Raw genomic sequence first — 25,959 nt, forward strand, 5'->3', positions numbered from 1 at the left:
TTTAGGAGACGCGCTCGATTTCGGTCGGGGAAAGCTCGACTGGAGTCTCGCGGCCGAAGATGGAAACCAAGCCCTGCATCTTACCGGTCTCTGGGTCAATCTCGGAGATGGTTGCAGAAACGGATGCCAGCGGGCCGGAGAGGATTGTAACTGCCTCGCCGACCTCGAAGTCGTGCGCGTAAGCCTTCGCAGCAGCCTTCTCCGGCATTGCGACGACCTGCTCGCCGTCTTGGTCGCCAGCGTTTTGCTTGGACTCCGATGCAGCCTCGTTCGGCATGAGGAACTTGGCGACGTCGCGGATCTTGACCGGGGTCGCATTGCCCTCATTACCCACGAAGGAGGTCACACCAGGGGTTTCGCGAACGACGGACCAGGCGGCGTCGTTAAGCTCCATGCGGACCAAGACGTAGCCCGGCAGCAGCTTGCGCTTGACGATCTTCTTCTTGCCGTCCTTGTTTTCCAGAATCTGCTCGACCGGAACGACAACCTCGAAGATGGAATCCTCGACCTCAAGGGTCTGGGCGCGCATGTCGAGGTTGGTCTTCACCTTGTTCTCGTAGCCGGAGTAGCACTGGATGATGTACCACTGGCCCGGCTGCTTCTTCAGCTCGCGGGTGAACTGGCGCAAGCGACGGCGGTAGTCATCGTCCTCGGATCCCTCAGCTTCAGCGGCGCTTGCAGCCTCTGCGTCTGCAGCGTTAGATGCGCCTTCAGCGGCTTCTGCACCTTCTGCGGCAGGTGCGTCCGCGGACTCGGAATCAGCCACAGCTTCGGCTGCCTGGTCCTGTACGTTGCCGATGAGGGCCGCTTCGAGGGAGGTTTCTGGCGTTTCGACGTTGTTCTCGTCGCTCATGGTCTTTTACTCCATCCGTTCGCGCGCGAGCTTTAAAGAAGCAGGCGCTTCAAGAATTTTCTGCGCCCTAGCCTACCTGCGTTGCGGCCCCTAAACGAACGCCGCCCCGCCAAGCCACTAGGGCAAAAAGTATCCCGCCGTTTCCCTCGCCTCGCGAGTGAAATCAGCGGGATAAAAGCTTGTATTAAAAGACTACTAAGGAGTCAGAATCTTCTCAACTCCCAGACCGGACAGGGTGTCAACTCCCCAGACAAGGGCAGTCAGGACGATGAGGAAGGCGAAGGTAATAACGGTGTACTGAACCATTTCCTTTGCGGTTGGCCAGACGACCTTCTTCATTTCGGAAGCAACCTCGCTTGGGAAAGCGGCTACACCGCCGCCGACGGTTGCATCATCTTTTTTGTCCTCTACGCGTACAACTCGCTTGTCGGTGTACGCCTGCGATGAGGTGGTAGCTGCACCGGAGAGCTGGCGCTTACCGGTGGGGCGTGAAGCGCCTGACTTAATCGGCTGCTGTTCATCGCTCACAGCTGGTTCCTCCTTGGAAAAGTTTTGGCAGGGGCGACAGGACTCGAACCTGCAACCTACGGTTTTGGAGACCGTTGCGCTACCAATTGCGCCACGCCCCTATGCATGTAACTGTCAAAGACAGCATGCACAACCCTACCAGAACTGCGATTTACTTCTAAACCGCCAGCCCTTGGGCCGGAGTCGGTAGTAAAAAAGCGCCCGCGTTGTGGGGCACTTTCCTTTCCCGGTAGCGATGGCGAGAATTGAACTCGCGACACAGCGATTATGAGTCGCTTGCTCTACCACTGAGCTACACCGCCATAATCATGTGCACTAGATGCAGACATGATTGGAGCCCCCTGACAGAATCGAACTGTCGACCTTTTCCTTACCATGGAAACGCTCTGCCGACTGAGCTAAGGGGGCACAGCCTCGTTGAGTAACGAACTTTTTGTTCGCTGTGCTCTCGTTGAAGCCTTGAAAAGATTAACCCGATTTAGTCTAATTACACAAATCGCCAGTTCACTCTGCGTTTTTGAGCTCTTTCAAACGCACGTTTTCGCACACCTTTAGCCCAAGGGGCAGAGTGAGGCGAGCTTGAAGAACACGACCGCTAGATTTCACCCACGACGCGAAAACGAAGAAACCCCGTGGTCGAAACCACGGGGTTTAGATTGTGCCAGGTAGAAGATTCGAACTTCTGAAGGCAATGCCGGCGGATTTACAGTCCGCTCCCTTTGGCCGCTCGGGCAACCTGGCTTGCACTCGAGGTGCGATTAGGTACTTTACTACGAAGTGCCCACCGGCATGCAAATCGGCAGGACACAAGTCCTTTTAGTGCCTGCTTAGCCAACCCGGCGAACCGTGTAATCCGCCAACTGGCGCAGCGCCTCGCTAGCTGCACACTCCGGCAGCACCGAAAGCTGCTCCTCCACAACACGCAGGTAGCCATGCACATCGTTCATAGCCTTCTCGCGGCCGCCCGAGCGACGCAGAAGGTCGATGGCGTGATCAACAGACGCGTCGTCGGCAAGCGGGCCTGTCAAAAGCGCACGCAGTTCGTCGCCCACTGGGCCTTCCTCCTCCAGGGCGTAGAGGACCGGCAGGGTAAATACACCCTCGCGGAGATCGGTGCCCGGGGTCTTACCGGATTCGTTCGGGTCGGAGAAAATGTCAATGATGTCGTCGACGATTTGGAATATCATGCCGATTGCACCGCCAATCTGACGCAGCGCGGCGGCCTGTTCAGAGGTAGCACCGGAATGATAAGCGCCCAGGTAGCCAGCAGACGCAATGAGCACGGCCGTCTTCTCACGGATAACCGCCATGTAGTGATCCACCGCATTAGCCTCGCCCGCGCCGATGGTCTCACGCATCTGGCCGGTGACCAGCTCCTCGAAAGTCTCCGCGAAGTGTCCAACCGTGTGGGTATCAAGCTGGGACATCAGGCGGGAAGCATGCGCCAAGAGGGCGTCGCCAGCCAAAATTGCCACGGAGTTGGTCCAGCGGAAATTGGCGGACTCGACGCCGCGGCGACGCTCAGCCTCATCCATCACATCATCGTGATAGAGCGTTGCGACGTGCACCATTTCAACCACCGTGGCGGCTTTAATGACCTCAGCAGAAGCTGGGCGCTGGCCAAACTCGGAGGCGAGCAAAGCCATCATTGGACGAAAACGCTTTCCGCCTGCACTCGAAAGGTGGCTGACCTTCTCTTTTACGAAGTCCTGCCCACGATCAATTTCATGGTGCAGCAATTCCTCAACGGCAGCCATTCCAGCGCCAATGCGCTCGCTTAGCTGCGGGTCACCCAAGTCCACATGAGTGGCATGAGTCTGGCCGTGAGACATTAACAGCGTTCCTTTAACTCAAAAATGGCAGTGATAATCAGCTACTTACCGTAGTCCATACCACGGCCCTAAACACACTCAAGGTGGCCAACGCGTGCAATGATAGTGCCCATGTCGCAGCAGATCGGTAACCCAGAACTTGTAGACGTAGCCATCATCGGCGCAGGGCCGGCAGGTTCCGCCGCCGCCATTCACGCAGCTAAAGCGGGCTACGAAACGCTGCTTATCGACGCCGCTTCTTTCCCCCGTGACAAAACCTGCGGGGACGGGCTCACCCCGCGCGCGATGCATCAGCTGAATCTATTGGGGCTGGACGTTAATGCGCAATATCGCAATAAGGGCTTGAAGCTACACGGTTATGGCGGCTCGGTAACCGCGCCGTGGCCTTCCAGCTACCCTACTTCGGTGGGCACGGCTTTGCCGCGCCACGAGTTCGACAATCTCGTCTTTGCGGCCGCACAGGCTGCAGGTGCAAAGACGTGGACCGGCACGCCTGCGACCGCCCCAGTGGTGGAAAACGGGTCTCTCACCAGCTTCCGCGTTGGTGAGCGCGAAGTGCGTTCCAAGTGGGTGATCGTGGCCGACGGCGTGCGCTCGACCTTTGGCAAGCAGCTAGGACGCGCTTGGCACCAAGACGAGGTCTATGGCATCGCTGCGCGCAGTTATGCGACTTCCACGCACGCAGCGGAGCCGTGGATGCACTCGCATGTGGAGCTGAAGTCGGAAACCGGCGAGGTACAACCAGGCTACGGCTGGATTTTTCCGCTGGGTGCGGAAATCGGTGAGGTCAACATCGGCCTTGGCGCGCTTTCAACGGCGCAGCGTCCGGCCCGCATCAACACCAAGAAGCTGCTTTCTCACTACGCGCAGCAGCAGCGCGCGGACTGGGGCTTAGGCGAAATCACCCGCGTGGCCTCAGCTCTGCTGCCTATGGGCGGTGCGGTCTCGAACGTGGCCGGTGCCAACTGGATGCTCATTGGTGACGCCGCGGCTTGCGTGAACCCGCTCAATGGCGAGGGCATCGACTATGGCTTGGAGACCGCAAAGCTTGCAGTCGAGCTGTTGGGCACCAAGGACTTCACGCTGGCCTGGCCAGATCTGTTGCAGACGCAGTACGGCGAGGCTTTCGTCTTGGCGCGCACGGCCGCGCGCTTACTGACTTACCCGCAGTTCCTGCCTTTCGCGGGCCCAGTTGCGCTGCGCGGGCCGGTCGGCCGGATGCTGATGCCGGCGGCAGCCCGGCTCATGGGCAACTTGGTCACAGAAGAAGACCGCGACCTCATCGCTCGCGCGTGGCGCCTGGCTGGCCGCGGCGTAGCGGCGGCGCGGCGCGATACGCCGCTGTGGAACTCGCTCTAGGCCCGCGTGCCTTTCCAGATGGTCCTTTTGCGGGGAGCCTGGCCAAAGCTCGGCAGAGGGCTCGGTGAGTGCTCAGCAGGGCCGGAGCCAGCGTTGCTGGGCCTAGCGCAACGGCTTCGTCGCCGAGTGCAGCGCCACGATGCCGAGCGTCATGTTCTTCCAGCCCGCGCCTTCCCACCCATTGCGGTTGATGGCTGCGGCAAGTTCCTCTTGGTCGGGCCAGGCGCGAATCGAGTCAGCGAGATAGACATAAGCCTCCGGGTTCGACGAAACTAGCTTCGCAATCGGCGGCAGCAGGCGGGTTAAGTATTCCTTGTAGACCGTGCCGAAGACCGGGATGATGGGCTTGGAAAACTCCGCCACTGCAATACGGCCGCCCGGCTTAGTTACGCGAGCCATCTCACGCAGCCCCAGCTCAAAATCGTGGATATTGCGCAGGCCATAAGAGATTGTTACGGCGTCGAAGGTCTCGTCTGCGAAGGGCAACTGCATGCCGTCGCCGGCAACCTTCGGCACATCGCGCTGTGCACCGGCGGCCAGCATGCCGCGGGAGAAGTCGCAGGCCACGCACCACGCGCCGGACTTGGCGAGCTCCTCAGTCGACACAGCCGTGCCCGCCGCCAAGTCGAGGACTTTCTCCCCCGGCCGCAAGTCCAAGCGTTCACGGGTGCGCTTACGCCAGGTCTTATCCTGGCCAAAGGACAGCACCGTGTTAGTGATGTCATACTTGGCACCGACGGCGTCGAACATGCGCGCAACGTCGAAGGGCTTCTTATCGAGATCTGCCTTTGACATAAGTAGCTAGTTTAGGCCACGCGTGCACCGAGGGCACGCGCCGCCCACCGCGGCAGCTCAGGGCGCTGACCCAGGATGGTCAGCGGCACGCGGCGAGTATCTTCCAAGACCTCCTCGTAGTAGCCCAGAAGCTGCTCACACAGCGCCTTCCACGTCTTGGAAGAAATCGACTCGCGGGCATTCGCACGCAACTCCTCGTGGATTTCTGGGTTCAGCAGCGCATCGACGGCGTTGGGGAGATCCTCGACGAAGGTCGCGACTTCGAGAAGCAGCCCGTTGTAGCCCTCCTGAATGAGATCCACTGGGCCTCCGGCGCGCGGCCCAATCGTGGGGACGCCGGAAGCCTGCGCCTCCTGAATGGCCTGGCAGAAGGTTTCGAATTCGCCCGCGTGAACGAAGACGTCGAGAGAGGCATAAGCTTGGGCCAACTCGTCGCCGCCGAGCGCGCCCGTGAAGTAAGCGTTGGGCAGCTGTGCCTCCAGCAGTGGACGCTCTGGGCCATCGCCAACGATGACCAGCTGAATATCGGAGCGATCATTCAGCGCAGCCAGACGGTGCACGCCCTTTTCTGCAGCAAGACGGCCAACGAAACCCACGACCTTCTTGCCGTCTGCGCCCCACTGCTTGCGCAACTGCGCGGAGCGCTTAGACGGGTGGAAACGCTCCGCATCCACACCGCGGCCCCAGTGGCGCACATTTTTGATGTTGTGATCTTCCAAATCGCGGATGGTCAACGAGGAAGGCGCGAGCGTCATCTGGCAGGCGTTGTGGATGGTGCGCAGCCACTCCCAGGTGGCATAAGCCAGCGCGGAAGCGTGGTACTTGGTAGCGAAACCGGCGACGTCAGTTTGGTAGAGCGCCACCGACGGAATGCGTTGCTGACGGGCGGAGAAGGCCCCGGCAGCACCCAGAACAAAGGGGCTGGCCAGGTGGATGATGTCGGGCTTGAACTGCCGCAGTGCCTCGTCCACGGCGGTGGTTGGTACGCCGACAGGCAGCGAATCAATCAGTGGGATGCGCACGGTGGGAACCCGCACGATGGGAAAGCCTAGATAATCCGCGATTTCCTCCTGCCCCTCGCGCGCACCGGGGGCAATGACAAGGGCCTCGTGCCCGGTTTCTGCCAGGTGCTCAAGCACACGCAGCACGGAGTTGGTCACTCCATTGACGTTGGGAAGGAAGGACTCTGCCACAATCGCAACACGCATGGGTTCAATAATCCCCTATTTGCCTAGGATTCCGGTGAAGCCTGCGGAAAATTTTGGTTAACACTTTCATTTGCTTGGCGACGCCGCTCCGCCGCCCGCGTGCTCAATCCCACCGTCCACCATGCTGCCGCGGCAATCAGGCTGGCCACGACCATCGAGGAAAGCGCCGGGAGGATAGACAGCGTCCATTCGCGGCCCTCGACTTTTACTAGGTCAGGGTCACTTTGCGAGTAGAGCACCCAGACCTGCTGGCCCTCCCCCAGCCCGGTGGGATAAAGCAGGCCGGATTGCGGGGAATGGTAGATGCCTTCGGAGTCCTGGAAATCGACGTAGGTTCTTGTGATTCCTACGTCCGTGACCGTCGCCAACGCGCGGCCCGGATTGGACTCGATGGAGCGATCGTTTAAGAAAGCCCCCACCATCATCCCCAGCATCGCGACAATCGACGCCGCGTACAACGCAATGATGAGCTGATGCAGGCGCCGGCGATACACGACAGGCGTGTAGCGCGGGGCCACTGCCGCCTTCGGCGCCTTGGGCGGCCGCACCGGAAATGCACCCACCTACTGGCCGACCTTTGCAGTCAGCTCCGCCTGCAGCTGGCGGCGAGTCTCACGGGTGGTGTGTGCTTCGACGATGGTGACTCCGGTGGAGTATTCCTTCAGCTCGGCGAGCGTATCGAGAAGCTCCTGTGGAGTATTCGCCGCGCGGTACTCGGCGCCGAAGGCTTCCGCCACCTGTTCCAGTTTCATTCCGTGCGGTGTGCCGAAGGCCTTCTCGAAGGAGGGACGGAACGGCTCTGCGCCCTGTTCCAGGAGCTCGAAGATGCCGCAGCCGTCATCATTGGCCACCACGATAGTGAGATTTTCCGGGCGGGCCTCGCCTTCTGGAACAAGAAGTGAGGTGGCGTCGTGGAGGAAGGTGACATCGCCAAGCAATGCGATAACGCGCGGGGCGCGCCATGCATCAGCTTCGCGGGATTGGGTGGCCAGCGCGATGCCCATGGCCTGTGCGATGGTGCCGTCTATGCCGGCGGCGCCGCGGGGTGAGAAGGTATCCACGCCGTCGAAAGGCAGGCCTACCAGCGAGGCATCACGGACCGGGTTCGAGGCGCCTAGGACCAAGGTGTCTTCGACGGAGAGGGTATCCCCCACCGCGGCGGCGACATGCAGGCCGGTGAAACCAAGCTCCTCGTTCTCAAGGACCTCGCGCACCCCGGAGGAAGCCATCTCAGCAGCGCCCTCGCAGATCTTCAGCCACTCGCGACTCGGCTCGCCGGTGGTCTTGACCGTGGTACCCAAGGTGGCTTGCTCGCTACGCGGATTGGTGAAATCGGCGCTGCGGGAAAGAACGATGAGCTCGATGTCTGGGTCGTTGATAAGCGCCATGACGCCGCGGTGCAGCGTAGGATGGCCCACCACGATGACCTGCTCGACCTTGGTGTTAACCACGTAATCGTTAGCCGAGACCTGCGCGCGGCGGAAGATATGAGCCGCCGCTGGGTGCACCGGGTGGAACGGTGCCGGCGCGGTGGGCTCGGCGATGGTCGGGACGTCCTCGAGGCCTTGGACCTCCCAGGCTTCGTCGCCGGCGATAACGAGCGTGTTCTTGCTCAAGTCAACCTCGACCTCGCCGTGGTTGACAGGTCGCGGCGTAGGCGCCTTGCGGGAGGTGTGATCAGAAGGCTTTTCCGGCAGTGACTCGTGGAGAAGTGGAACGTCAAAGGCAACGTTGATGTGCACTTGCAGGTCACTAGTAAAACGCTGCGCAACCTGCGGAATGTCTGCTTCCTCAGCCACCTGGGTGGTTGCAGCGTAGACGCCGAAAATGCCCTGCTGCTGAATGGTCTGAGAAGCGCCCGTGCCCACCAAGCGTGCGGGACGATCAGCGCTGATGACAGCCAGCGGGGTATGCGAGTGGGCTGCCTCCACCATCGCTGGCAATGCGTTAGCCACGGCAGTGCCAGACGTCATCACAACGCCAACGTGGCGGCGCTGCACGCGCGCCATGCCCAGGGCGGTAAAGGCCGCGGAGCGCTCATCCAAACGAGTGTGAACGCGGATATCCTCGCGAGCCAGCAGCGCCAAAGAAAGCGGCGCGTTGCGGGAGCCTGGGCAGATAATGACGTCAGACAGGTGGCGCGCCAATTGCGCAGCCACCGCCTCCGCCAGCTTCATGGAGTCAGTCATGGTGCTCCATAGTACTAGCTGGCGTTTAGGGGCTTAAGCTCCCTGGGAGTTGCCGTTACCGTTGCCATTCCCATTGCCGTTTCCGCCGCCCAGCAGGTCGTTCAGTAGACTCTCTAGGTCCTCGCCACCCTGATCCAGCTGATCCCGTACGTCTGGCGGAAGCTCGGTTGGCAGCTGGTCGATCGGGTTTTCACTCTGTGGTGCTTCCTCGGTGACCGTTTCAGTAACGGTGGTGGGCTTTTCCTCAGTAACCGTTGCGGTGGAAGTTACCGTCTCCGGCTGGGAATCCGCCTCGGAGCTGGCGTTGCGCCACATGAAAAACAGTGCGCCGGCCGCGATAACTGCCAGGGCCGCAATAGCAGCGAAGACGCTGGTCAACCCAGAACCGCCGCTCTTACGCTTGCGTTCCGGCTCCACCTCATAGCTGGAGGGCACCGGCTCGTAGCCGGATTCATAGCCAGAGTCATAGCCAGAGCCATAGCCGCTAGGCTGACCATATCCGCCGGGGCTTGCTTGAGGTGCCGGAGACTGTTGCGCGCCCTGCCCAGGAAATACCTGACGCGGCCGCTCCTCTGACGCGCCGAATTGACGGGTGGCATCGTTGCTGCCGAAGCCGGAGTTGGAGCCCGGGCCATACCCAGTCACGCGACCAATCTGCCGGGTTTCATCGTCAGAGTAGCCGCCGGAGTTATTTCCAAAGTTATTAGCCATGCTCCTAGAAATACCCTATTTTCCTGTAGAAACACAGGCAGAAACCCGCAAGCTGCCTTATTAACTTGCAGCGGCAGCCAGCGCGCTGCCAGTTGGACTGTCCTGCTTGGCAACCTCGCCTGGCGTGCCGGTAGCCACAATCTTTCCGCCCGCCGCACCGGCACCAGGGCCCAGCTCGATGACCGTATCTGCCTCCGCGATAACCGAGAGATTGTGCTCGACCACGACGACGGTCTGCCCGGCGTCGACAAGCTTGTGCAGCTCTGCATTCAGCAAGGCGATGTCCGCTGGGTGCAGACCAGTGGTTGGCTCATCGAGGAGGTAAACCGTGTGCCCGCGGTAGGAATTGCGCGAGCGCTGCAGCTCGGTGGCCAACTTGATGCGCTGGGCCTCACCGCCGGAAAGCTCGGGCGCGCCCTGGCCTAAGCGCAGGTAGCCCAGCCCCACCGCCTGGAGGGTCTCCAGCGCGCACATGATTGCAGTGACCTGCGCGGAGCCTTCAGCGGCGGCGAATACCTCGTGGGCGTCGTCAACGCTTAACTCCAGGATCTGCGCAATCGTGCGCCCACCCCACGTCACCTCGAGTGTTTCAGGGTTATAGCGTTTGCCCTGGCAATCCGGGCATAGCGTGTAAGAACCGGGAAGGAAGACCAACTCAACCTCGATTTGCCCCGCGCCGCCGCAGGTAGGGCACTGCCCTTGTTTGACGTTGTAGGAAAAGCGCGAGACCGTCCACTTGCGCTGCTTGGCTTCTTGTGTGTTGGCAAAAAGCTTGCGGACGTGGTCGAAGAGGCCGGTATAGGTCGCGAGCGTCGAGCGCGGCGTGCGGCCAATGGGCTTCTGAGTGATTTGCACCAGGCGGGTGACTTCGCCGAGATTTTCTGTGTTTTCGACACTCCACTGCCGGGCCGCACCGTCGGGTTGTTCCTCGGCGTCGGTCACGGCGGTTGCCTGATCGCGCAACAGACCTGCAAGAACCGTCGAGACCAGCGTGGATTTTCCCGAACCGGAGACACCCGTGACTGCAGTGAAGGCGCCTAGTGCAAAGTCCACGTCGAGCCCGCGCAGATTGCGCGCCTTAATGCCGCGCAAGTGCAGTTGTTTCTCGCTCTTTCGTGGGGTCTCATTCAATGCCAAACGACGCCGTGCCAGCGCCTTACTGGTCGGGGTATCGGCAACATAGTCGGCGACTGGGCCGGAGTACAGTACCTGGCCGCCGCCTTCGCCGGCGCGAGGGCCGACGTCGACAAGCCAGTCAGCCTGTGCGACCAAATCCATGTCGTGCTCAACCAGCAGGACGGTGTTGCCGGCGTCGACGAAGCGGCGGCAGATGTCCATGACGGCAGTGCGCTCCTCTGGGTGCAGGCCAGCGGAGGGCTCGTCCAGCACGTAGGTGACGCCGAAGAGCCCCGAGCGCAGCTGCGCGGCGAGGCGGATTCTTTGTAATTCGCCGGCCGAAAGCGTCTCCGTGGGGCGGCCTAGGCTCAGGTGCGCCAGGCCGAGTTCCAGGGCGGAGGTCAAGGCAGGAATAACCTGTTTGAGTAAGAGATCCTCGGCGCTGTTTTCTTCCGGTTTCTGCTTGGCAAGCAAATCGTGGAGCTCATCCAAGGGTAGGTCGTTGAGGGCGTCGATTGGCAGGCCCGCGTAAGTGACCTGCAGCGCGCGCGGATTCAGCCGGCGGCCCTGGCAGGTCGGGCAGGTGTGTGACTCCATGTACTGGAGCGTGCGCTTGCGCAAGCTCTCGGACTGCGTTTCCGCGAGAGTCTTGTTGAGGTAGCTGGCCACCGAGCGCCACGTGCCTTCGTAGTTGCGCTGAATCTGGTCAGCGCCGCGCAGTGGCTTGACGGTGACCACGGGGCGTTCCTCGGTGAAGAGGATCCAGTCTCGGTCTGCGCGCGGGAGCTCGCGCCACGGGGAATCCATGTCATAGCCCAAAGTCATGAGGATGTCATGGAAGTTCTTGCCTGCCCATGCACCGGGCCAGGCGGCGATGGCGCCCTCCTCGATGCTCAAGGACTGGTCCGGAACCATCGACTCCTCGGTCGCCACATGCACCACGCCCGTGCCCTGGCACTCCGGACACATCCCCTCGGGCGTATTCGGCGAAAAGGAATCGGAGTACAGGCCTTCCGGGTTATCCCCGGCGCGCGAATAGAGCAGACGCACGGAATTGGAGATGGCGGAAATCGTGCCGACGGTCGAGCGCGCGCCGCCCGCTGAGGTGGACTGCTCGAGAGCCACTGTGGGTGGAAGGCCTTCAATCTGACTGACCTGCGGATCCACGGCGGAGCCGATGAGGCGGCGTGCAAAAGGCGCGACGGATTCGAGGTAGCGGCGCTGGCCTTCTCCGTGGATGGTGCCGAAAGCAAGGGAAGACTTACCCGAACCTGAAACGCCAGTCACGGCGACGACTTTGCCGCGCGGAATATCGACGTCGACGTTGCGCAGGTTATGAAGGTGGGCGTCGCGGACGCTAATCATGCCAGTCATGGCCGCCATCCTACCGCGCTCAAACTCAGACCAACGGTGTACATTTTGCCAATTAGTGGCGGGGATCCTGGCGTTTTCCGGGCGCTAATTGGCAAATTGTGCGGTTTTCTACGAAGCACAAACGCCGTTGCAGATAGAGATAACACCCTAAAGGAACTGCCAACACTCACGCACGCGCTCAAACCACCAATCCCGGCGCTCGGACGCGGCCGCCAGGCCGGACAAGCGCGCCGGATCCGGTGGGAGCGGGGTGGCGGCAAGGTGCCCGTCAATCAATTGGCGCGGTTCGGTGACATCTTCGAGGAACAGCGAGCCCGTGGCCAAACCAGCGGCAGCAGGAGTGACGTCGACGTCTTCGTCATCAAGAATCTTCGGTAGCGCCGCAACGGTGGCCAGCCCCATGCCGATTCCCACCGAGGTATCCAGGGCCGAAGCCACCGTAATATCCATGTGGCGAGAACGCAGATGCTTTGCGACGTCGAGCACCCTGCGCACTCCGCCCAAAGGCGCCGGCTTTACCACCGCGACGTCGGCTGCCTGCAGATCAGCCACGCGGTACGGGTCCTCGACCTTGCGGATAGACTCATCTGCCGCAACGCGCACGAAAAGCCCGTTGCGCATCAGCTGGCGACGCACCTCCGCGAGTTCTTCTGCGCTTGCGCAAGGCTGTTCCATATAGTCCAACGGCATCAAAGCCTTGGCTGCCTCGACTGCCTGCTCAACGCTCCAGCCGCCGTTGGCGTCGACGCGAAGGACGGGGACGCGTCCGCGCTCGATGATGTAGTTGCGCACGGCGGTGACGCGCGCGATGTCGTCGGCAAGCGTTTGGCCCTTCTCGGCAACCTTGATCTTGAAGGTGCGGCAGCCTGGGTAGCGTTCCATCACGGCAGGAACCTCGCTGGCAGGCACGGCGGGGATGGTGCCGTTGACCTCGATGAGATCGCGGACCGGCTCAGGGAAACCTTCATAAGCCGCCTCCAAGCCTGCTGCCAACCAATGCGCCGACTCGGCTGGGCCGTACTCCAGGAAAGGTGAGAACTCGCCCCAGCCTGCAGGACCCTCGATAAGCAATGCTTCGCGGGTTGTTATCCCACGAAACTTCACGGCAAGCGGCAATGAGACAACATGGGCGCGGGATAGGACGTCATCGATATGCATGGCTTTCATGGTAGCGCCCTCAGACCATTGACCCCCTCCCCCGCTCTGCGATATTTTGGGAACCTATACCAATAAAGGAGAAATTATGCTGCTAGCTGAGGCATTGGCGGAGCGCGCCCAGGCGCAAGAGCGTCTCAATAGCCTGCACGAGCGGCTGCTCGCTGTGGTTCGCGTGCAGGAAGGCGATACCCCGGAGGAGGATCCGCAGGAGCTGCTGCGCGAGCTCGACGGCGTGACCGGGCGCATCGATGAGCTGGTGCAGGCCATTAATGCGACAAATATCGCCACCGTCTTCGATGAGAAGATGAACTTAATGGAGGCCCTCGCTCTGCGCGACGGCCTTGTGCGCAAGCGCCGCATCTACCATGACTTGGCGCAGCGGGCGGGCACACGCTCGGATCGTTATTCCCGCAACGAGATTAAGTTTGTCTCCACCATCTCGGTGGCGGATATGCGCAAGCGTGTCGACGATCTGTCTAAGCAGTACCGCGAGTTAGATACCCGCATCCAGCAGCTGAACTGGAATACCGAACTGAAAAACGGATAGTCATGTCGCGCGCTGCTTAAAGCGCGCGATGGTAGCCCACACGCCTGCAGCGAGCAGGCCCCCACCCTGGAGGGGAAAGTTCAGGGAATGCAGGCCCCCTTTAGCGCTTTAAGGGGCGGGGGAGTTCGAGTCTCCCCACAGCATGGAGTACCGCGCTGGTATGGCGTACACGGGTACATTGCGGGGCGAAGCCCTCGTAGTATCGCGCATTGATTATTACCGGCCTGCTGGGCAGCGCGTGTGGGTGAGGGTTGGGAATGGGGACTATTCTTCTTTTGCCACTAAGCTGGCCGTTATGAGCGAGCAGAAAAAATACAGCACCGATAATCCCTTTCGGCCGGAATTGTGGCATTCCGTAGAGGGGTTTGAAGACCTCACGGATATCACCTACCACCGGCTCATCGGAGACAAGCGCGAGGACGGCATCGTCCGCATCGCGTTTGACCGCCCGGAGGTGCGCAATGCCTTTCGCCCGCACACGGTGGATGAGCTCTACCGCGCCCTTGACCACGCACGCCGCACCCCAGACGTAGGCACCGTGCTCCTCACCGGCAATGGGCCGAGTGAAAAGGACGGCGGCTGGGCGTTCTGCTCTGGCGGCGACCAGCGCATTCGCGGCCGCTCCGGGTACCGCTACGCCACCGAGCACGCCCACGATGATGCCACCGCTGATGAATCCACCGTGGACACCGCCCGCGAGAAGGTCGAAGGCGGCCGCCTGCACATCTTGGAGGTCCAGCGCCTTATCCGCACCATGCCCAAGGTGGTCATCGCCGTAGTCAATGGCTGGGCTGCCGGCGGCGGGCATTCCCTGCACGTGGTCTGCGACATGACCATCGCTTCCCGTCAAGAGGCCCGTTTCAAGCAGACCGACGCCGACGTCGGATCCTTCGACGCCGGTTATGGCTCGGCCTACTTGGCAAAGATGGTGGGCCAGAAGTACGCCCGCGAAATCTTCTTCTTGGGCCGCACTTACGACGCGCAGCGCATGTACGAGATGGGCGCCGTCAACGAGGTCGTCGATCACGCCGACTTGGAAGATGCCGCCATCCAGATGGGCCGCGAAATCAACGGCAAGTCCCCGACGGCCCAGCGCATGCTGAAGTTCGCCTTCAACCTGACCGATGACGGCCTCATGGGCCAGCAGGTCTTCGCCGGCGAGGCGACCCGCCTGGCATACATGACTGACGAGGCCGTCGAGGGCAAAGAGGCATTCCTCGAAAAGCGTGATCCACAGTGGGAGCAGTTCCCGTACTACTACTAGTCAGGAGTTGGCACGATGTGGATTTTCGCCATCGGCTTGGCCACACTTGCGCTGGCGGGCGTCATCGGCTCGCGCGTATGGATGCTTCGCCACATCAAAGACGCCGAAAGGCGTGGGGAGCGTCCCTTCGATCAGGAGGACACCCCGCGCAATCCGTACATGTAGGAAGGCATAGACGCTGCGGGGAATGTCGTGAGGCATCTCTGGGACCAAGGTGAGACATCATAAACTTTTGTGGATATGTCCATAGTTCATACGTAAAGTGTCGAGCATGAAACTCAGCAACTCATTCGCCATGCTCGCAGCACGCGTCGTCCTGGGCGTAATCCTCGTCGCCCTGCAGATGGTGGGCGCTGGCATCTTTGCCAACCACTTCTCCTCCGGCATCTTCGTTTCCGATGGCGGCTGGGAACTGGTTGGACTCATCGCCGTCGCCGGCCTCATGCTCGTTGCCGCCGGCCCGGGCATGCACTCCTTGGACCAGCTCCTCTTCAGCAAAAAGGCAAAAGTAGCCAACTAAGGCCACCACTTCCTAACCTCTCACTTCATCCATTGAAGTGAGAGGATTTTTTAAGTTTTAGCTGATCAAGAAGGAGATAGGACTGCCTAAGTTCATAATATTGAACAATCTAGTTCAAGGGTGCTAGTGTTTGTTGAGTTCACTTCTCCCAATGCAAAGGAAGTTCATGATGAGCTCAAATCACAGCACCCCACGCCGGCCCCTACAGCGCATTCTCGCAGGCACCTGCGCCCTAGCACTCGGCGCCAGCCTCGCCGCTTGCAGCGCCTCGAAAGAATCCACCGACGCCGCAAAACCGAAGGACGGCGACACCGTCAAGGCCGTGGCCACGACTACCCAGATCTGCGACTACCTCACCCAGATAGCCGCCGGCGGCGTCAAGCTCCACAAGGTCGACTCCCAAGGTGCAGAGACCACCTCCGGCGAGGGCCCAGTGACCCTCGACCTCACCTGTTTGCTCGCCCCCAACGCCAGCGCCCACGAGCACGAGATGACCCCACAGCAGATGCAGGCGCTCTCCCAGGCCGACTACATGTTCGTCAACGGAGTCGACCTCGAGCACTTCCTCGACCAAGCCGTGGACTCCTCCGGCTTCCACGGCGTCATGGCCGTGACCTCGGGCGTCAAGAGCGAAGGCATGAGCGATGGCAACGGCAAGTACACCATCGACGAGGGCATCGAACACGTGAGCCCGCGCCCGTGGCCTTTCCCGGGGGAGGACGGCGAGGCCCCAGAATTCAAGTACGACCCGCACGTGTGGACCTCCCCGAAGCAGGCCAAGATTCAGGTCGACAACATCGTCAACACGTTGTCCCAGGCCTCCCCGCAGGCCAAGGACGCCTTCACCGCCGCCGGCAAGAAGTACACCGACCAGCTGGAGGACCTCGACAAGTGGGCCAGCGATTCCATGTCCGCAGTTCCTGAGCAAGACCGCGTGCTCTTCTCTTCCCACGACGCCTTCGGCTACTTCTCTAACGAGTATGGCGTGAAATTCATCGGCTCCGCACTGTCTGACTTCAACCACCAGCAGGACGCCACCTCGAGCCACATCGATGAGCAGGTAAAGAAGGTCCGCGAGTCCGGCGCCAAGGCCATCTTTGCGGAGAATTCCAACAACTCGAAGTCCATCGAGGCCATCGCCCGCGCCGCAGGCGTCAAGGCGGTTACATCCGACGACGCTTTGTACGGCGACTCGCTAGGTGTGCCAGGCAGTGAGGGCGAGACCTACATCGGATCCATCGTCCACAACATCAACACCCTGGTCAGCGCCTGGGACTCCAAGCAGCAACCGTTGCCAGAATCGCTGCAGGAATTCGACTTCGCCAAGCGCAAGTAGCTCTTTATGTCTTCCCCATTAGTCACTCTGCACAATGCCACCTGCGGCTATGGCGCCCGGGATATCCTCACCGACGTTGACCTTGAGATCCGCGCGGGCGAGGCCGTGGCGCTCCTAGGTTCCAACGGCGCGGGCAAATCTACCCTGCTCAAGGCAATCACTGGCCTGGCTGCCTTGCGCGGCATGGCCACCATCGACGCCTCGCTCGGATACGTCCCGCAGTACCAAGACTCCGACCTGAGCTTTCCCGTCACGGCTTACAAGGTCGTGGAAATGGGCCTTTTGCCCTCAGTGAGCTGGTGGCACAGGTGCACGAGCATGCGTAGCTACCGCGACTGCGTACTCAATGCCCTGCGACAAGTGGGGATGGAGCACCTCGCCGAGACGCGGTTTGGCCAGCTCTCGGGTGGGCAACGCCAGCGCGTGCTCATCGCGCGCGCGTTGGTTTCGGCCCCGGAGCTGGTGCTTCTCGACGAACCCTTCAACGGGCTTGATCAAGAAAGTCGCCGAATCCTGATTCAGATCATTGCGGATCTCAAGGAAGCAGGAATCGCCCTGCTCGTCTCCACTCACGACCCCATCTTGGCGCAGCACACCTGCGACTGGGCGGCGTTTGTGCTCGACGGCAAGGTCCGCACCATGGGAACCGAGGAAGCAGTGGAAACCTATATGGAGCAAGGCGCGCGACTGTGATGGAGCAGATTCTCTTCGCCCCGTACCTGCGCAATGCTTTCCTCTTCCTGCTGTGCCTATCGATTGCGGGAGCTGCCATTAGCGTCCTCGTTAATCTCCGCCGCATGGAATTTACGGTGGAAGCCCTCGTGCACTCGGTTTTTCCGGGCATCGTGGTAGGGCTCATCGTGGGCGGCATCCCGGGCATCGTGCCGGGTGCGGCCGCGGTGGCCACGGTGACGGTGCTGGTGCTGGCTTCTCTGGGTTCTGGGCGGCGCCAGTCAGCGCGGAAGCTGGATATGGAAGCCGGAACGGCCGTGGTACTGACCTTTATGTACGGCATCGGCGTGGTCATCAGTTTGGCCTATGGCGACAAGTCCGGGCAGCTGGAGGCACTCATGTTTGGCCGGCTTCTCGACGTCACGCAGTCCAGGCTGGCAACCTCCGTCACGCTCTGCGTGATTGCGGCACTGCTCATCCTGACAACCTGGCGCATGCAGATTCTCGTCGCTTTCGATACAGCAGCGGCCCGCGCCATGGGCGTCAACGTGGCGGCTTATGAGCTCATTGCGAATATCGCGGTTGGCCTAATCGTGGTGGCAGCTAGCTCGGCAGTGGGTGTGTTGCTGGTTATCGGTTTTATTGTCATTCCAGGCCTCTCAGCGCGCTTGATCGCAGGATCCCCGCGCAGCATGTGCTTTTGGGCTGCGGGTTTGTCCACGCTGGCAGTGGTGGTGGGATTTGCCATCATGTTGTCCCAAACCACGCATCAGATTTCGCCGCAGGCAATTGTCAGCTTGATGCTGGTTGCCACCGTGCCGCTAGCAGGCTTGAAGGGGGTATTTAGCTGATGGGACTGTCTCATCTTGATCCAGAGATCCTGCGGTTGCCCCTCCTTGAGGCCATCGCTGTGGGATGTTTATCTGGCTTAGTTGGAACCTTGATGGTCATGGGCAAGCGCGTCTTTTTCGCCGAGAGCCTGTCGCACGGAATCTTCCCCGGCGCGGTGCTCGGTGTAGTAGTGGCCAACCTTCTGAGCTTGAATCTCTCCACGGGTTTGATGGTGGGCGCGGCACTGTTTTGCCTGCCTTTGGCCTGGCTTATGCGGTGGTTGAGTACCGTCGAAGGCATTTCTTCGACCGCTGCCGCCGGCGTGACGCTCACCTTGGGATTTTCCCTGGGCATCTTGTTGCTGCGCTGGTTCCAACCGCTACCTATCCACGTGGATAGCTTTCTCGTGGGCTCGCTGACCACTGTCAATGCGCAGGATGTCTGGTTTGTCGGCGCCCTGGTGGTGGTCAGCCTTGGCGTGCTGGTGGCATTTCGCCGGACGTTGGTCTCCTTCTACTTCGACCAGACATCCTTCCGTGCACAAGGCGGAAAGCCCGGCCGCTATGACTTGCTTACCCTCACGCTTATCAGCGTGACCATGGTGGTGGTGATTCCCGCGGTGGGCACTATCTTGTCCCTGGCGCTGCTGGTAGCCCCGGCGGCGGCGTTACAGCCGTGGATCAAGCACCCGACCCAGCTCATGCTCGGTGCCGGTATCGCGGGCATTGCGCTGGCATGCGGCGGGCTCTGGCTGGCGGCCGCACTCAGTTTGTCGGCGGGCGGCTGCATCGCGGTGCTGGCGGGTGTGTTCTATTTGCTCAGCATGGGGCTGCGCGCCTTGCTCTAAACGCCCGGCGCGCCGCCTCCCGGGACGAGCGATATGCCCGGGTAACCTGATTATTCGTGACTCATATCCTCGCCCCACTCCCAGTCGATCCCCGCAATCCCGCAGCTATTTTGGATGAGCTCGAGAAAGCCATCGCTGGGCAGACCACGCTCTTGCCCCTTCCCGCAGCGGACCGCACGCGGGCGGAATTGCTGCGCAACCACATGCGCGCGAGCGAATCGATTGCTGAGGACATTGCTTTGGTGGTGGTTACCTCGGGTTCCACGGGCACACCGAAAGGTGCGCAGCTAAGCCCGCTTAACCTGGTGGCGAGTGCGGATGCCACCCATTCTTTCCTGGGTGGACCCGGCCAATGGCTACTGGCCATGCCCGCCCACCACATCGCGGGCATCCAGGTGCTCGTGCGCTCGTTGGTGGCGGGGGTGGAGCCACTGTGCCTCGACCTGTCTCAAGGCTTTAACATCACCGAGTTCGCCCGCGCAGCAGAAGAGCTCGCTCACACCGAGGACCGCATGTACACCGCGCTCACGCCAATGCAGCTGCACAAGGCACTCGATTCGCTGGACGGCATCCAGGCACTGCGCCGTTTCAACTCCATCCTGGTGGGTGGAGCAGCGCCGCATCCCCAGCTGTTGGAATCTGCGCGCAAGCTCGACATCACCGTGGTAACCACCTATGGCTCCTCGGAGACTGCGGGCGGTTGCGTCTACAACGGCACTCCCCTGCCCGGCACCGAGGTGCGCATCGGGGACGATAACCGCATTTTCCTGGGCGGGCCGACCATTGCGCAGGGCTACCGCAATGTGGAATCGCGCGACTTCGTCGATGGCTGGTTCGCCACTTCCGACGCCGGAGAGCTCGACGCCCACGGTCAGCTCACCGTCACTGGACGTCTGGACAACATCATCAATTCGGGCGGCCTGAAGTTGCACCCAGAACAGCTGGAACAGCTCTTGTTGCAGGTTCCGGGCGTCGACAGTGCATGCGTGGTGGGCATCCCTGATCCGCGTCTTGGTCAGATGATCGCCGCAGCTTACACCGGCTGGGCTTCGCGCACCGACATCCTCGAAGCGCTCGATGACCTGCCTCGGTGGCAGATTCCGCGCGAGATTATCCGCATTGCTGAGATGCCGCTGACCGGCCCCGGCAAGGTGGACCGTCGTGGTGTCGCAGGGCTCTTTAAGAACTGATTAGGTTTCGTTAGCGCGCACTGTCACGTCGGCGGCCGCGACTTCCGCAAGGGAGAACTCCTTGTCCCCTGCGTGCAGGTTGAGCAGGCCCGCAACGCGGGAATCAACTACGACCTCGACGCCCAAGCCGACGCCGTGGCTGTCGAGATAGCGCAACAGCTCGGTGTCCCCGTCGCATACCCGCTCGATGGTGACAGGGGTGTGAAGGGGGACGTCGTCAAGCGTGAGCGTGCCAAGGTCCTCGATGCTGCCCTGCGCATCGGGGATGGGATCGCCGTGGGGATCGCGCTGAGGATGGCCCAGGTGCTGATCGAGGCGATCGATGAAGCGATCGGAGCATGCATGCTCGAGGAGATCGGCGTCCTCGTGAACCTCGTCCCAGGTGTACCCCAGTTCTTTAACCAGGAAGGTCTCGAGGAGACGATGGCGGCGGACCATGCCCATGGACAGTGCCTGCCCCTCTGGGGTCAGCGAAACGCCAGCGTAGCGCTCGTGTTCCACCAGCCCTTGGGCAACGAGACGCTTTACGGCTTCGGACGCCGTGGGCACCTTTTGGTTCAATCGCCCCGCCAGTTCTTTGAGCGCGATGGGCGCGCCGCCAGAGTGCTCGGAGAGGTCCCACAGGGCTTTGAGGTAGTCCTGGGTACGTTCAGGGAGATCGCTTAAGTGCATGACATTCATCGTAGTAAAGGCCTTGCCCCGCGAGCGATTCACATGATAACTTTTAGGAAAGTTCAACGCGTTGAACTTTTGTCACGGGTGTGGCCCACAGCCGTCCTTTCTTGGGTATGTACGACGCGCTTTTGCCATACCCGTGGCTTTTATATGTCCGCCGTGTGCGTCCCTTGTGCACAGCATGTCCGCGGTGGCGTGGCACAATAACTGACATGTCACTTTCTGCCTATCCCGCAACTGCCAAAGACTGGTTCCAAGGCGCTCGCCCGCATACATGGGCAAATGCTTTCGCCCCAGTCATCGCTGGTACTGGCGCCGCCGCGGCTGCCGACGGCGCGCACTGGGGCCGCGCCTTTCTCGCACTCATTGTGGCGTGGGCGCTCATCATCGGCGTCAATTACGCCAATGACTACTCCGACGGCATCCGCGGCACCGACGACGACCGCACCGGCCCGCAGCGTCTAACCGGCGGTGGGCTGGCGAAGCCGCAGCACGTGAAGTACGCGGCCTTTGCTTCGTTCGCAGTTGCTGCCATGGCTGGCATTGCGTTGTCTTTGGTAGCGAACGCCGCGTGGTTCATCTTGGTAGGCGCGCTTTGTATTGCTGGCGCATGGTTTTATACCGGCGGCAAGAATCCGTACGGTTACCGTGGCCTCGGTGAGGTCGCTATCTTCATCTTCTTCGGATTGGTGGCGGTACTGGGTACCCAGTTCACACAGGCAGGCCACATCACGCTGACGGGTCTTGCGCTCGCAGTGGGCATTGGTGGAATGAGCTCTGCGGTGAACTTGGCGAACAATATTCGTGACATTCCTTCGGATAGTGAGTCCGGAAAAATCACGCTGGCAGTGCGCCTGGGTGACAAGAAATCACGCAACCTGTTCATGTGGCTGCTGCTCATCCCGGTTTTGCTGACCATTGTCATCGCATTCGATTCCTGGCTGGCGCTCGCGGCGTTGGTCTACTTCCCGTTCGCACTACAGGCGGTGCGCACCGTCAACCGCGGCGCCCGCGGCCCCCAGCTCATCCCGGTGCTCGGCATCACTGGCCGCGCAATGCTGGTGTGGGCGCTGGTCAGCGCGATTGCGCTTTTTCTTGTTTAAGGGATTAACGGCCGGCTAGCTCAGCCTGGACCCAGGCCTTATGAGCCTTGCGCTGAGCGGAATACTCAGCCAAGGTCTCGGTGGCTTCTACGCGCCATTTCTTAAACACGAGCATCGACAGCGGCAGCGCCACGAATAGGGCAAGCAGCGCTGCGAGCAGTACTGGAATGGGGAAACCTGCCAGGATGGCGATGAGCTCGATGACCACCGTGAGCAGGATAAAAAGCACCAGGCGGGCCAAGCCGTACTTCCAAAGCGCGGCGCGGGAGCGGCGGCGCAGCTCGGGATCGGGTGCCGGCGGCTCCGGATTATGTGCAGAAGAAGTATCAGTCATGGGGCTAAAGTCTACGCTTTCGATTCCGTAGGATATAACGCATGGGTCGTTTGATTTTGCTTGTCTTAGTTGTTCTTGCCGCCGTACTGGTCTGGAAGGCTTTTGGCCCTTCCAGCTGGAAGAAGCCGCAAACAACGCAGCAGCGCCCAGCCATCAAGGGCCCAGACGACGATGAAGAGTTCCTGTGGAACCTCGAGAAGGAGCGCTTCAAGGAGCGCCGCGCCCGCGAGTTGCAGGCCGAGCGGGAAGCCGAGGAGCGCCGCCGTCAACAGCGCCGCGAGAGCCACCGCGACGAGCCCCCGCGCGACGAAACGGACGAGAAGTAGGGTGCATTCTCCGCGCCGGCACGGAATGGTCTCCCTCTAAAGGTCCCTCTCTACGGGTAGCTTTACGAGTATCAGCAACCCTGAAAACGCGCTTCATGGTCCCATTGCCCCACAAAGGGACCCAAGCAATGGGACCATGAAGAAAGTGATGGAAAGCTACGCCGCTAAGCGCGCGGCTGGAAGCTCATCTCAAGGCCAAGGGCCTCCGCGACCGCGGTGACCTTCTCCCAGCGCACACCGCTACCGCCATGCTCGATGGTGTGCAAAGTGGAGCGAGATACGCCCGCGGCATCAGCCAGTTGCTGCTGCAGGATACCGAGCTCGCGGCGGCGAGCTGCGAACTCCGCGCCGATAGCCAGCAGCTGCGGGTTATCGCCTGCTGGCTTTCCCTGCTTATTTCTTGGCTTATGCGTATCAGGCACTAGTTCAACCCCGCGTAAGAGTGCAAACCGGAAACAACCATGTTGATGAAGAACAGGTTGAAGACCATCAAGGAGGTCGCGGCAATGTTGATCCACGGCGAGAACTTGCGCCAGGACGGCGTCGCACGAGCGTGGAGGTAAGCCGCATAAAGAATCCAGGTAGCGAAGGAGACGGTCTCCTTCGGGTCCCAACCCCAGAAGCGTCCCCAGGCAGACTCCGCCCAGATGGCGCCGAGCACGATGCCTAGGCCCAGGGTCGGCAGTGCGATGATGCCGAGGCGGTAAGCAAGCTGATCCAGCTTCTTCGCCGAAGGCAGCGGCTTGCCCACGACACCAGCGAAACCACGCTCAGCACCCTTCGGCTGCCAGACACGCAACATAGTCAGCAAAGACGCGATACCGGAAACCACGCTGATGGAAGCACCCAGGGAAACCACAGTGACGTGGATTGGCAGCCAGTGCGACTGCAGCGCCGGGACAACCGGAGCGGATTCCGCATACAGCTTGGTGGAACCGTAGAACATCAGCGCCAAAATCGGAGTGAGGATCCACGGCCACATCGTGCGCCATTCCTTGCGCTGCATCGCGATGTTGGACACGATGAGCACGCCAGCGGTCACCATCAGCACGTACTCATACAGGTTGCCAAACGGGAAGCGGTGTGTGGCTAGGCCACGCAGCACAATTGCCACAACGTGGAGCACAATGCCCAGCCACAGCAGCATCTGCGTCATGCCGCCGAGCTTTTCAGCCTTTTCCTCGAGGACGCTGGGGTCTTTGACTGGGGTGGTGTCGGCGACGGCAGCGTCGGCAAGCGCAGCGTCATCAGCGGCTGGTGCGTAGGGGCTGCCGCCTGCCGCTACCTTCTGCTTGGACTGCGCGCGATCTGCTGCAGCTGCGCGGCGGGCATCGATGACCGACTGCATGCGGCCGTAGTACGCCAGCGAGAGAAACAGCGCGATGGCGTAGATAACGAAGGCCGTTTGGACGGCGATGTCGGAAAAATTCGACAGATTCTGATCAATCAGCATTGAAAACCTTGCGCTTTGCTCCAAATAGTACCTGCATACGATACTCCCGCATGCAGGCGACATCAAACTTTAGTCGGATGGATTAATCATCCACCCAGATCTCATCCTCTTCTACTTCGTCCGGGTCAGGCAGATCCAAAAGCTCGCGATAGAGCGCGTAGAACTCCTCGGACCAACCGGCGCGGTCGGTGCGGGCAAGACCCGCCATCTGGATGTCGGTTCCTCCATCCGCGGCCGGGCTGATGCGCACCCACACGCGGCGGCGCTTGATAACTAGCGAACCGACCAGGGAAACCAGCATCAGAAGTGCCGAGACCAAGACCCACTTTTGGAATGGGTCATAAGAAATCTGGTAATTCGCATACTGGGAGGCACCGTTGAAGGTGACCTTCGTGCCATCGTCCAGCGTCACGGATTCGTTCTGCGAGAGATTCACGCGGTCAATCTTCTGCAGCTGGCCCGAGTGCACCAGGGAGGAATCCAGATCGAAGATGGACTGCGCAGTGCCGGTATCGAGGCCGGCATCGCCGCGGTAGATATCGATTGCCAAGGCAGGATCCGTAAGCCCTGGGTACGCGGAGGTCAGCAGCTGACCGTTCTCCCCGGACCACTGTGCGGTCGGCGCGAAAAGGCCCTGGATGGCGAGCTGATTCTGGCGACGCTCAAAGAGATCCGGGTACATGCCAGCCGGCGGGTCGAAACGCATGACGCCGGAAGACAGGAAGCGAACCATGTCATCGGGGCGGAACTGGATGGTCTGGGTACGCTTCTCGCCGTTTGGCCACTCCACCGTCACGGTCGGCGCGTAGCCGTGGCCCTGCAAGTAGACGCGGTTATGGGAAAGGCGCAGCGGGTGGTTGACGCTGAGCGCGTAATCCTGCCAGGTGGAAGGGTCGGAGTAGATGTCATCGCCTTCCGCATAAGAAACGTTCGATCTAAACATCTCCGCCTGGCCGTTATCCAGGTAATCCGCGGTGAAGTCGTGGGCTACGAAGCAGAACGGGTGCAGGCCCGTGCCGTCGAAAAGCGAGCCAGCGCGGAAGGAGTCATAGTTCGAGGTCGAGGTATTGCAGAACTCGGTGGACTGATCCAGCTTGGTCTCCCCATCCTGGGAGCCGGACTCAGTGACCACGATGACTTGGCCCTCGTAGTTAGACAGGCGGCCGGCGGCAACGGTGACCAAGATGGCCACCAAGGCAATATGGAAAATCAGGTTGCACAGCTCGCGGGCATAGCCGCGCTCAGCGGAGAAAGACTGCAGCCCCTGGCGGTCTTCTTCCGGGCCTGATTCAGCAACGCGCCACTTCTTCAGTAGCTTGGTTACTCGAGCTTTGATTTCCTCCGGCGAATGCTCCGAATGGCCTTCGGCGTGAAGCGGCATCTTTTCCAGGTACTTCGGAGCACGGGTAGGCGGGGTTTTCCAGGCTTTGTAGTGCTCCCAAGAACGCGGGATGATGCAGCCCACGAGGGAGACCATCAGCAGCATGAAGATGGCCTGGAACCAGATGGAAGAAAAGACGTCGAAAAGCTGCAGTTTGTCGTAGATTTCCGCAACCTTGCCGTGGGAGCTGATGAAGTCCTTGACGTTAGCCTCGTTGAGATCGCGCTGTGGAAGCAGCGAGCCCGGGATCGCAGCCAGGGCGAGCAAGAACAGCAACGCCAGTGCGGTGCGCATGCTGGTTAGCCAATGCCATGCCTTGCGCAGATAGCGAATGATAAGTTTCATATGCCTTCTTAT

27 protein-coding genes and 4 tRNA genes are annotated in these 25,959 nt (G+C 60.9%); 12 read left to right on the forward strand and 19 right to left on the reverse strand.

Features of this window, described 5'->3' with window-relative positions; all coding sequences use genetic code 11:
- Position 1 precedes the first annotated feature (1 nt).
- The 7 genes from nusG to WM42_RS04840 form a co-directional block, all read right to left on the reverse strand.
- A complete protein-coding gene (nusG, locus tag WM42_RS04810; RefSeq protein WP_062035933.1) occupies positions 2 to 853 on the reverse strand; it encodes a transcription termination/antitermination protein NusG in 852 nt (283 codons plus the stop codon).
- A 195-nt stretch (positions 854 to 1,048) separates the two neighbouring features.
- The gene (secE, locus tag WM42_RS04815) at positions 1,049 to 1,381 is read right to left on the reverse strand and encodes a preprotein translocase subunit SecE (protein ID WP_062035935.1); all 333 of its coding nucleotides are present in this window, start codon (positions 1,379 to 1,381) and stop codon (positions 1,049 to 1,051) included.
- 25 nt (positions 1,382 to 1,406) lie between these two features.
- Positions 1,407 to 1,482 (reverse strand) — tRNA-Trp (locus tag WM42_RS04820).
- A gap of 129 nt (positions 1,483 to 1,611) precedes the next feature.
- Positions 1,612 to 1,683: transfer RNA gene (locus WM42_RS04825), tRNA-Met, on the reverse strand.
- A 30-nt stretch (positions 1,684 to 1,713) separates the two neighbouring features.
- Positions 1,714 to 1,789, reverse strand: a tRNA-Thr gene (locus WM42_RS04830).
- Positions 1,790 to 2,040: 251 nt separating this feature from the next.
- Positions 2,041 to 2,122 (reverse strand) — tRNA-Tyr (locus tag WM42_RS04835).
- 86 nt (positions 2,123 to 2,208) lie between these two features.
- Positions 2,209 to 3,213 carry a polyprenyl synthetase family protein gene (locus tag WM42_RS04840; protein WP_062035937.1) on the reverse strand — a complete coding sequence of 335 codons (1,005 nt, stop codon included), beginning with the start codon at positions 3,211 to 3,213 and terminating at the stop codon, positions 2,209 to 2,211.
- Positions 3,214 to 3,312: 99 nt separating this feature from the next.
- On the opposite strand from WM42_RS04840, the gene WM42_RS04845 reads away from it, so the two are divergent.
- Positions 3,313 to 4,572 carry a geranylgeranyl reductase family protein gene (locus WM42_RS04845; RefSeq protein ID WP_062035940.1) on the forward strand — a complete coding sequence of 420 codons (1,260 nt, stop codon included), beginning with the start codon at positions 3,313 to 3,315 and terminating at the stop codon, positions 4,570 to 4,572.
- Between the two features lie 102 nt (positions 4,573 to 4,674).
- Here the strand turns inward: WM42_RS04845 and WM42_RS04850 are convergent, their stop codons facing one another.
- The 7 genes from WM42_RS04850 to WM42_RS04880 all read right to left on the reverse strand — a co-directional run bounded on the left by WM42_RS04850 (position 4,675) and on the right by WM42_RS04880 (position 13,132).
- Positions 4,675 to 5,367 carry a demethylmenaquinone methyltransferase gene (locus tag WM42_RS04850; protein ID WP_061920436.1) on the reverse strand — a complete coding sequence of 231 codons (693 nt, stop codon included), beginning with the start codon at positions 5,365 to 5,367 and terminating at the stop codon, positions 4,675 to 4,677.
- A gap of 11 nt (positions 5,368 to 5,378) precedes the next feature.
- The gene (locus WM42_RS04855) at positions 5,379 to 6,575 is read right to left on the reverse strand and encodes a glycosyltransferase family 4 protein (RefSeq protein WP_061920433.1); all 1,197 of its coding nucleotides are present in this window, start codon (positions 6,573 to 6,575) and stop codon (positions 5,379 to 5,381) included.
- A 23-nt stretch (positions 6,576 to 6,598) separates the two neighbouring features.
- Positions 6,599 to 7,123, reverse strand: a complete 525-nt coding sequence (locus WM42_RS04860; RefSeq protein WP_235591320.1) for a DUF3592 domain-containing protein — start codon at positions 7,121 to 7,123, stop codon at positions 6,599 to 6,601.
- Between the two features lie 15 nt (positions 7,124 to 7,138).
- Positions 7,139 to 8,764: a 2-succinyl-5-enolpyruvyl-6-hydroxy-3-cyclohexene-1-carboxylic-acid synthase gene (gene menD, locus WM42_RS04865; protein ID WP_062035943.1), complete on the reverse strand. Its 1,626-nt coding sequence runs from the start codon at positions 8,762 to 8,764 to the stop codon at positions 7,139 to 7,141.
- 33 nt (positions 8,765 to 8,797) lie between these two features.
- Positions 8,798 to 9,475: a hypothetical protein gene (locus tag WM42_RS04870; RefSeq protein WP_062035946.1), complete on the reverse strand. Its 678-nt coding sequence runs from the start codon at positions 9,473 to 9,475 to the stop codon at positions 8,798 to 8,800.
- A 60-nt stretch (positions 9,476 to 9,535) separates the two neighbouring features.
- Positions 9,536 to 11,956 carry an excinuclease ABC subunit UvrA gene (locus WM42_RS04875; protein ID WP_432416271.1) on the reverse strand — a complete coding sequence of 807 codons (2,421 nt, stop codon included), beginning with the start codon at positions 11,954 to 11,956 and terminating at the stop codon, positions 9,536 to 9,538.
- A 156-nt stretch (positions 11,957 to 12,112) separates the two neighbouring features.
- Positions 12,113 to 13,132: an o-succinylbenzoate synthase gene (locus tag WM42_RS04880; RefSeq protein WP_062035951.1), complete on the reverse strand. Its 1,020-nt coding sequence runs from the start codon at positions 13,130 to 13,132 to the stop codon at positions 12,113 to 12,115.
- A gap of 76 nt (positions 13,133 to 13,208) precedes the next feature.
- Here WM42_RS04880 and WM42_RS04885 point away from each other — a divergent pair, with 76 nt between their 5' ends.
- The 9 genes from WM42_RS04885 to menE all read left to right on the forward strand — a co-directional run bounded on the left by WM42_RS04885 (position 13,209) and on the right by menE (position 20,330).
- Positions 13,209 to 13,670: a DIP1984 family protein gene (locus WM42_RS04885; protein ID WP_062035953.1), complete on the forward strand. Its 462-nt coding sequence runs from the start codon at positions 13,209 to 13,211 to the stop codon at positions 13,668 to 13,670.
- Between the two features lie 295 nt (positions 13,671 to 13,965).
- The gene (locus tag WM42_RS04890; protein WP_062035958.1) at positions 13,966 to 14,934 is read left to right on the forward strand and encodes a 1,4-dihydroxy-2-naphthoyl-CoA synthase; all 969 of its coding nucleotides are present in this window, start codon (positions 13,966 to 13,968) and stop codon (positions 14,932 to 14,934) included.
- 15 nt (positions 14,935 to 14,949) lie between these two features.
- Positions 14,950 to 15,099, forward strand: a complete 150-nt coding sequence (locus WM42_RS13420) for a hypothetical protein (protein WP_162839570.1) — start codon at positions 14,950 to 14,952, stop codon at positions 15,097 to 15,099.
- Positions 15,100 to 15,205: 106 nt separating this feature from the next.
- Entirely contained in the window at positions 15,206 to 15,454 is a 249-nt protein-coding gene (locus WM42_RS04895; RefSeq protein WP_062035960.1) for a hypothetical protein, read from the forward strand.
- A gap of 169 nt (positions 15,455 to 15,623) precedes the next feature.
- On the forward strand, positions 15,624 to 16,790 hold the full coding sequence (locus WM42_RS04900; protein ID WP_062035962.1) for a metal ABC transporter substrate-binding protein: 1,167 nt from the start codon (positions 15,624 to 15,626) through the stop codon (positions 16,788 to 16,790).
- A gap of 6 nt (positions 16,791 to 16,796) precedes the next feature.
- Positions 16,797 to 17,483: a metal ABC transporter ATP-binding protein gene (locus WM42_RS04905; RefSeq protein ID WP_062035964.1), complete on the forward strand. Its 687-nt coding sequence runs from the start codon at positions 16,797 to 16,799 to the stop codon at positions 17,481 to 17,483.
- Positions 17,483 to 18,313: a metal ABC transporter permease gene (locus WM42_RS04910; protein WP_062035966.1), complete on the forward strand. Its 831-nt coding sequence runs from the start codon at positions 17,483 to 17,485 to the stop codon at positions 18,311 to 18,313. Before WM42_RS04905 ends, WM42_RS04910 begins: the two co-directional genes overlap by 1 nt.
- Positions 18,313 to 19,140: a metal ABC transporter permease gene (locus tag WM42_RS04915; protein WP_062035968.1), complete on the forward strand. Its 828-nt coding sequence runs from the start codon at positions 18,313 to 18,315 to the stop codon at positions 19,138 to 19,140. Before WM42_RS04910 ends, WM42_RS04915 begins: the two co-directional genes overlap by 1 nt.
- Positions 19,141 to 19,196: 56 nt before the next feature.
- Positions 19,197 to 20,330, forward strand: coding sequence for an o-succinylbenzoate--CoA ligase (menE, locus tag WM42_RS04920; protein ID WP_062035971.1), 1,134 nt, complete (start codon positions 19,197 to 19,199; stop codon positions 20,328 to 20,330).
- On the opposite strand, the gene WM42_RS04925 is transcribed toward menE, so the two are convergent.
- Positions 20,331 to 21,002, reverse strand: a complete 672-nt coding sequence (locus WM42_RS04925) for a metal-dependent transcriptional regulator (RefSeq protein WP_062039180.1) — start codon at positions 21,000 to 21,002, stop codon at positions 20,331 to 20,333.
- 215 nt (positions 21,003 to 21,217) lie between these two features.
- Between WM42_RS04925 and WM42_RS04930 the strand changes: the two genes are divergently transcribed.
- A complete protein-coding gene (locus WM42_RS04930) occupies positions 21,218 to 22,108 on the forward strand; it encodes a 1,4-dihydroxy-2-naphthoate polyprenyltransferase (RefSeq protein ID WP_062035974.1) in 891 nt (296 codons plus the stop codon).
- A gap of 4 nt (positions 22,109 to 22,112) precedes the next feature.
- Here the strand turns inward: WM42_RS04930 and WM42_RS04935 are convergent, their stop codons facing one another.
- Complete coding sequence (locus WM42_RS04935; protein ID WP_061920409.1) at positions 22,113 to 22,442, reverse strand: DUF4229 domain-containing protein; 330 nt, start codon at positions 22,440 to 22,442, stop codon at positions 22,113 to 22,115.
- 41 nt (positions 22,443 to 22,483) lie between these two features.
- On the opposite strand from WM42_RS04935, the gene WM42_RS04940 reads away from it, so the two are divergent.
- Positions 22,484 to 22,768 carry a hypothetical protein gene (locus WM42_RS04940; RefSeq protein WP_062035976.1) on the forward strand — a complete coding sequence of 95 codons (285 nt, stop codon included), beginning with the start codon at positions 22,484 to 22,486 and terminating at the stop codon, positions 22,766 to 22,768.
- A gap of 164 nt (positions 22,769 to 22,932) precedes the next feature.
- On the opposite strand, the gene WM42_RS04945 is transcribed toward WM42_RS04940, so the two are convergent.
- The 3 genes from WM42_RS04945 to WM42_RS04955 form a co-directional block, all read right to left on the reverse strand.
- Entirely contained in the window at positions 22,933 to 23,190 is a 258-nt protein-coding gene (locus WM42_RS04945) for a helix-turn-helix domain-containing protein (protein ID WP_061920405.1), read from the reverse strand.
- The gene (gene ccsB, locus WM42_RS04950) at positions 23,190 to 24,221 is read right to left on the reverse strand and encodes a c-type cytochrome biogenesis protein CcsB (RefSeq protein ID WP_062035979.1); all 1,032 of its coding nucleotides are present in this window, start codon (positions 24,219 to 24,221) and stop codon (positions 23,190 to 23,192) included. The genes WM42_RS04945 and ccsB overlap by 1 nt, the downstream gene beginning before the upstream one ends.
- Positions 24,222 to 24,303: 82 nt before the next feature.
- On the reverse strand, positions 24,304 to 25,947 hold the full coding sequence (locus WM42_RS04955) for a cytochrome c biogenesis protein ResB (RefSeq protein WP_201057419.1): 1,644 nt from the start codon (positions 25,945 to 25,947) through the stop codon (positions 24,304 to 24,306).
- Positions 25,948 to 25,959: the final 12 nt, after the last annotated feature.

The sequence above is a fragment of the Corynebacterium simulans genome, assembly GCF_001586215.1.
GTDB classification, from domain to species: domain Bacteria; phylum Actinomycetota; class Actinomycetes; order Mycobacteriales; family Mycobacteriaceae; genus Corynebacterium; species Corynebacterium simulans.